The organism is Corallococcus llansteffanensis, assembly GCF_003612055.1.
Lineage (GTDB): Bacteria > Myxococcota > Myxococcia > Myxococcales > Myxococcaceae > Corallococcus > Corallococcus llansteffanensis.
Map to the genome: position 1 here is coordinate 1 of NZ_RAWB01000675.1, position 4,886 is coordinate 4,886.

At 71.4% G+C, this 4,886-nt stretch carries 9 protein-coding genes and 1 pseudogene; 4 read left to right on the top strand and 6 right to left on the bottom strand.

Annotation, left to right across the window (positions count from 1 at the left end; translation table 11 throughout):
• Nucleotides 1-132: 132 nt before the first annotated feature.
• Nucleotides 133-588, top strand: coding sequence for an FKBP-type peptidyl-prolyl cis-trans isomerase (locus D7V93_RS37875; RefSeq protein ID WP_120647953.1), 456 nt, complete (start codon nt 133-135; stop codon nt 586-588).
• A gap of 30 nt (nt 589-618) precedes the next feature.
• Here D7V93_RS37875 and D7V93_RS37880 read toward each other — a convergent pair whose 3' ends face one another.
• Entirely contained in the window at nt 619-843 is a 225-nt protein-coding gene (locus tag D7V93_RS37880) for a hypothetical protein (RefSeq protein ID WP_120647954.1), read from the bottom strand.
• Nucleotides 844-920: 77 nt separating this feature from the next.
• Here D7V93_RS37880 and nudC point away from each other — a divergent pair, with 77 nt between their 5' ends.
• A complete protein-coding gene (gene nudC, locus D7V93_RS37885; protein ID WP_120647955.1) occupies nt 921-1,763 on the top strand; it encodes an NAD(+) diphosphatase in 843 nt (280 codons plus the stop codon).
• A gap of 132 nt (nt 1,764-1,895) precedes the next feature.
• A complete protein-coding gene (locus D7V93_RS37890; RefSeq protein WP_120647956.1) occupies nt 1,896-2,588 on the top strand; it encodes a radical SAM protein in 693 nt (230 codons plus the stop codon).
• Nucleotides 2,589-2,604: 16 nt separating this feature from the next.
• Here the strand turns inward: D7V93_RS37890 and D7V93_RS37895 are convergent, their stop codons facing one another.
• Both D7V93_RS37895 and D7V93_RS37900 read right to left on the bottom strand, forming a co-directional pair.
• Nucleotides 2,605-3,114: a hypothetical protein gene (locus tag D7V93_RS37895; protein ID WP_120647957.1), complete on the bottom strand. Its 510-nt coding sequence runs from the start codon at nt 3,112-3,114 to the stop codon at nt 2,605-2,607.
• On the bottom strand, nt 3,114-3,395 hold the full coding sequence (locus D7V93_RS37900) for a hypothetical protein (protein ID WP_120647958.1): 282 nt from the start codon (nt 3,393-3,395) through the stop codon (nt 3,114-3,116). The genes D7V93_RS37895 and D7V93_RS37900 overlap by 1 nt, the downstream gene beginning before the upstream one ends.
• A gap of 92 nt (nt 3,396-3,487) precedes the next feature.
• Between D7V93_RS37900 and D7V93_RS37905 the strand changes: the two genes are divergently transcribed.
• Nucleotides 3,488-3,796, top strand: coding sequence for a hypothetical protein (locus D7V93_RS37905; protein WP_120647959.1), 309 nt, complete (start codon nt 3,488-3,490; stop codon nt 3,794-3,796).
• A gap of 6 nt (nt 3,797-3,802) precedes the next feature.
• Here D7V93_RS37905 and D7V93_RS37910 read toward each other — a convergent pair whose 3' ends face one another.
• From D7V93_RS37910 to D7V93_RS37920, 3 genes and pseudogenes are all read right to left on the bottom strand, one after another.
• Complete coding sequence (locus D7V93_RS37910) at nt 3,803-4,204, bottom strand: hypothetical protein (protein ID WP_147451554.1); 402 nt, start codon at nt 4,202-4,204, stop codon at nt 3,803-3,805.
• A 187-nt stretch (nt 4,205-4,391) separates the two neighbouring features.
• Nucleotides 4,392-4,631, bottom strand: a complete 240-nt coding sequence (locus tag D7V93_RS37915) for a GIY-YIG nuclease family protein (RefSeq protein WP_120614598.1) — start codon at nt 4,629-4,631, stop codon at nt 4,392-4,394.
• A gap of 69 nt (nt 4,632-4,700) precedes the next feature.
• Nucleotides 4,701-4,886: pseudogene (locus tag D7V93_RS37920) on the bottom strand (CBS domain-containing protein); the annotation flags it as partial.

A 4,886-nucleotide genomic window follows, 5' to 3' on the forward strand; every position in this document is an offset into this window, starting at 1 on the left:
CATAAACGCCTCGCTCGCGGGCTTCAAGCAGGCCCCGCCGCCTCCCGCTTCAGGGGCGCCGTCCGGGCGGGCAGGCCGCGCGGGGCCCCTCCCCTCTTCCCCGGGGCGCGCGTGCGGGGCAGGCTGCGGGCCATGCTTCGAACCCTTCTTCTCGGTGCCGTGCTGGCCCTCGCGGGCTGTGGTGATTCTTCCTCGGGCGACCCCGCCAAGGTGACGTACGCCGAGGCGCTGGGCGTGGACCTGGGCGCGATGAACAAGAGCGACTCCGGGCTGTACACGCAGGACCTGACGGTCGGCACCGGCGCGGAGGCCGTCGCCGGGAAGGTCGTCCAGGTGCACTACTCCGGCTGGCTTCCGGACGGCTCGATGTTCGACAGCAGCCGGCCGCGCGGAACGCCCTTCTCCTTCAACCTCGGCCAGGGCCGCGTCATCGAAGGCTGGGACGAGGGCGTCGCCGGGATGCGCGCGGGCGGCACGCGCAAGCTCGTCATCCCCTCGGAGCTGGGCTACGGCAGCGAGGGTTCGCCGCCGGTCATCCCCGGCGACTCCGTGCTCGTCTTCGACGTGCAGTTGATCGCCGTCTACTGACGTCCACGCCCGGCTCGGAGTCGGGACGCCTCAGACTCCGGGCGTCCCACCGGACACCGGCGGCGCGGGCGGCACGCGCTTCTTCGGCAGGCGCGAGCGGCCCTTCGGCCCCTTCAGCGCCACGCCCAGCAGCATCGTCGCGGGCAGCATCATGCCCAGGCCCTGGGTGAGGTCCTTGGGGGGATGGGTCGCCACGCCCAGCACCATGCCGGTGAAGAGCAGGCCACAGACCAGCCGCAGGATGAGGGCGTTCACGCGTGACTCCCCGGAAAGCAGGACGCCGGGAGCATAGCGCGCGGCGCCCCGCCGCGCCGTCCGTTAAGGTGGCCCCCGTGAGCCCCCCGAAACGCTTCCAGCCCGGGTATGACCCGCCCGCCCGTTCGCGCGACACCGCGCTCCTGTTCGCCGTGCGCGGCATGGACCTGCTCGTGCCCCAAGCCGACGGCCCGCTCGCCCTGCTCCGGGGCGCGGCCGTGCCGGAGCTCGCCGCCAGCGCCCACTTCCTGGGCGTGCTCGACGACACTGACTGCTACGCCGTGCCGTTGCCCGCGGACTTCGCGCCGCCAGAAGGGATGAAGACCGTCCCCGCCCGCTCGCTCTACAAGCAGGTGGACGAGGTGACGTTCGCCGTGGCCGGTCGCGCGGTGTCCATCGCGGAGTGGGAGGTGAACCACCGCTTCTGCGGCCGGTGCGGCACCGCCACGCAGCTCGTCGCGGGCGAGCGCGCGCGCCGCTGCCCGGTGGACCACACGCCCTTCTACCCGCGCATCTCGCCCGCGGTCATCGTCCTCATCACCCGGGGCGACCAGATGCTGCTGGCGCGCAACGCCACCTTCCCGGAGCCGTTCTTCAGCACCGTGGCGGGCTTCGTGGATCCGGGCGAGTCCCTGGAGGAGACCGTCCTGCGCGAGGTGAAGGAGGAGGTGGGGGTGGACCTGAAGGACCTCACCTACTTCGGCAGCCAGCCGTGGCCGTTCGGCCGCTCGCTCATGGTGGGCTTCATGGCCGAGTACGCGGGCGGCGACATCACCGTGGACGGCAAGGAGATCGCCGAGGCCCGGTGGTTCGACGTGGACGACCTGCCGCGCATCCCGCCCCGGCTGAGCATCGCGCGCCACCTCATCGACACCTTCATCGACCGGGTGAAGGCCCGGCGCGGCCTGCCTCCAGGCTAGCGGCCTGGAGCCGGGGCCCGCCGCCCGCCCTGGAATTCCCCGCCCTCCGGGGCGCGTTCGTCCCTGGATATGGCACCGGGCTTGACCCGGGCCCCCCAGGTGCGCTTGATGCGCCCCTCCGCACCGTCCGCCATGCCCGTCGCACGCCCGCACATCGAGCCCCGCCGCGTCCCCTCCGCCGACTCCGTGGTGGTGAGGGAGATCTACCTCTCGCTCCAGGGCGAGTCGTCCCACGCCGGCCTGCTCTGCGCCTTCATCCGCCTCACGGGCTGCCACCTGCGCTGCACGTACTGCGACAGCGAGTTCGCCTTCCACGGCGGCAGCCGCATGAAGAACGCGGACATCGTCACGCAGATCCTGGCGCTGAACACGCCCGCGGTGGAGGTGACGGGCGGCGAGCCCCTGCTCCAGCCCGGCGTCTACCCGCTGATGGAGTCGCTGCTCGACGCGGGCCTCAAGGTGCTGCTGGAGACGAGCGGCGCCATCGACGTGCGGCTCGTGCCCCCGGCCGTCCATAAAATCGTGGACATGAAGACGCCGTCGTCGGGCGAGAGCGACCGCAATGACTACCGCAACCTCGTGTCGATGAACGCCAACGACGAGCTCAAGCTCGTCATCGGTTCGCGCGAGGACTACGAGTGGTCGCGCGCGCTCATCACCGAGCACCGCCTGGGCACGAAGCCCTACGGCGTCCTGTTCTCCACCGTCTTCGACAAGCTCCACCCGCGCCAGCTCGCGGAGTGGATCATCGAGGACCGGCTCCCCGTGCGCTTCCAGCTCCAGATGCACAAGTACCTGTGGGACCCCAACGCGCGCGGCGTGTGACGCAAGCACGCACGGCTCAGGACCTCAGGCGGAAGAAGTACACCCAGCCGACGGCGAGCGCGGTCCACAGCGCCAGGCCCAGCAGGTTCAGCGCGGCCAGGATGCGCAGGCCGAGCGTCAACCCACCCCCGCGCAGGAACACGCCCGGTTGAGCGTGGCGACTCAGCTTCCACGTGGAGAGGGCGGTGCCGCCCACCCCCGCGGCCAGCGTCCACCCCAGTTGCAGCAGCGTGGCCTGGACCCCGCTCATCCTCCCGGGCTGCGCCGTCCACGACAGCTGCGTCACCGGCGCGGAGAGGAACAGGAGCCCCAGGACGTTGGCCCCCAGCATCACCTGGACCGCGCGCGACGGCCGCGTCTCCCGCCAGCGCCGTCCGGCGCACGGCTCGCAGTACGCCGTCTCCTCCAGCACCTCCGTGCACGCACCGCACAGGAAGCCGCCGCAGCGCGCGCAGAGGGCCACCGCGACCACCTCCGGATGCTGACCGCAGCGGGCATCCGGCAGGGTCGCGGAGGCCGGGGACACTAGAAGCCAGGGGGCGGGGTGCGCGCCGCCACGTCCGCGAGCCCGTGGGCGCCCATGCCCAGGAAGACCGCGGTCAACACGGTGCTGGCCAGGAAGCCGGCGACGATGAGGTTCTTGCGCGGGTGCTCGAACTGGCTGAAGGCGTAGACGAGCATGTAGCAGGGGATGAGCAGCACCATCACCCCCGTGCCCACGCTGCGGCGGAAGGCGTGCATCACCAGGATGACCGCGCACACGAGCGAGGTGACACCGAACAGGATGGCGAGTGGCAGGAGCGGCACGGCCCCTCCCTTAGCATGCCTTCGCCCCTTTCGCGGCGCGCGGACGCATACTAAGGACGGCCCGCCGCCCACCCGCCGAGGAGGTCCCTTCCATGGCCCTGTTCAAGACGTTCCTCATCTTCATCCTGGCCGGCACGCTGCTGGGCACGTTCGTCGCGTCGCTCGCGGCCCCCTCGTACATCGAGTGGAACAACAGCACGCCGCTGGCCACGCAGACCATGTGCAACCTGCCGGAGGTGGTGCGCAGCGTGACGGCGTCGCTGATGCACTCGCAGCTCATGGGCGCGGCCATCGGCGCGGGCGCGGGCCTGGTGGTGGCCATCCTCGTCGCCGTGCGCGCGCGGGGCCGTGCGAAGCAGCGGCCCGGCTCCCCTCCCCCCACGGCCACCGCCGCCGGGTAGGACGCGCTACTTCGGGATGACGAAGATGGCAGGCGACTGGCCAATCAGGATGCCGTCGTTGCCGTCCTCCACCTCCACGTAGAGGTAGATGGGCGTGTTCGGGTCCTCCGGAGGCGAGGGCACCGTCCAGGTGGGCGTGGCCACCGTGGTGCTGCTGAACGCGCCGGCCGGCTCCGCGGGCACCTGCGACCAGCGGAAGAAGACCTCGTCGTTGTCCTGGTCCTTCACCTCCAGCTGGAGCTGGATCTCCGTCCCCTCCTCGAACTTCAGCCCGCCCGGGGTCGACGGAGAGCCCAGGGGACGGGGTCCCTTGAGGATGACGGGCATGTGGTTGGGCGTCGGGTAGCAACCGGCCCCCAGCCCTCCCAGCGCGAGCAAGACGAACAAGAACGAGCGAGACCGAGGCATGGACATCTCCCTGCAAGGAACGTCCACACCCTAATTCGAGCCCCGGATTCCGTATACCCGCCCACCGGCCCCGGGTGGGTCATCACTGGACGATGAAACAGAGGAAAGTCGGGCGCCAACTGTCGCGCGGCCCGCACTCCGTGCGGCCCTGGAGCTCCGCGCGGCCAACAAGCCGCGGGGAGCAGCGTCAACGTCTTCCGGGCCGCCGCGAGCACAGCCGCAGCTTGTCCGCGCGCGTGAGCCGCTTGATGGCGGCCTCCCGGCGCAGCGCGGCCCCGCGATCCTCGGCGGGCTCGCTCCACACCAGCACCACCGGCAGCCGGGCTCGCGTGTACGCGGCGCCCTTGCCCCGGCCATGCGTGGCGAGCCGACGCTCCAGGTTGTTGGTGGCGCCCGTGTAGAGCGTGCCGTCGCGACAGCGCAGCATGTACACGGTCCAGGCGGCGGGGGCGGCTTCTGACACGACGCCCCCATCCTACCGCCCGGGCCACGACCGTCAGAAGAGCTTCTGCCTCCCCTTCGTCCGAGCAGCCAGCCGGGCCCGGTGCAGACGCCGGTGCCCGATGTCTCCCAGGCCCTGCGGCGGCTTGCGAACACGCGCCATGATCTCCGACACCGGCGCCAGCGGATCCGCCCGCCAGGCCGCGAGCACGTGTGCCTCGTGAACCACCCCGACCAACCC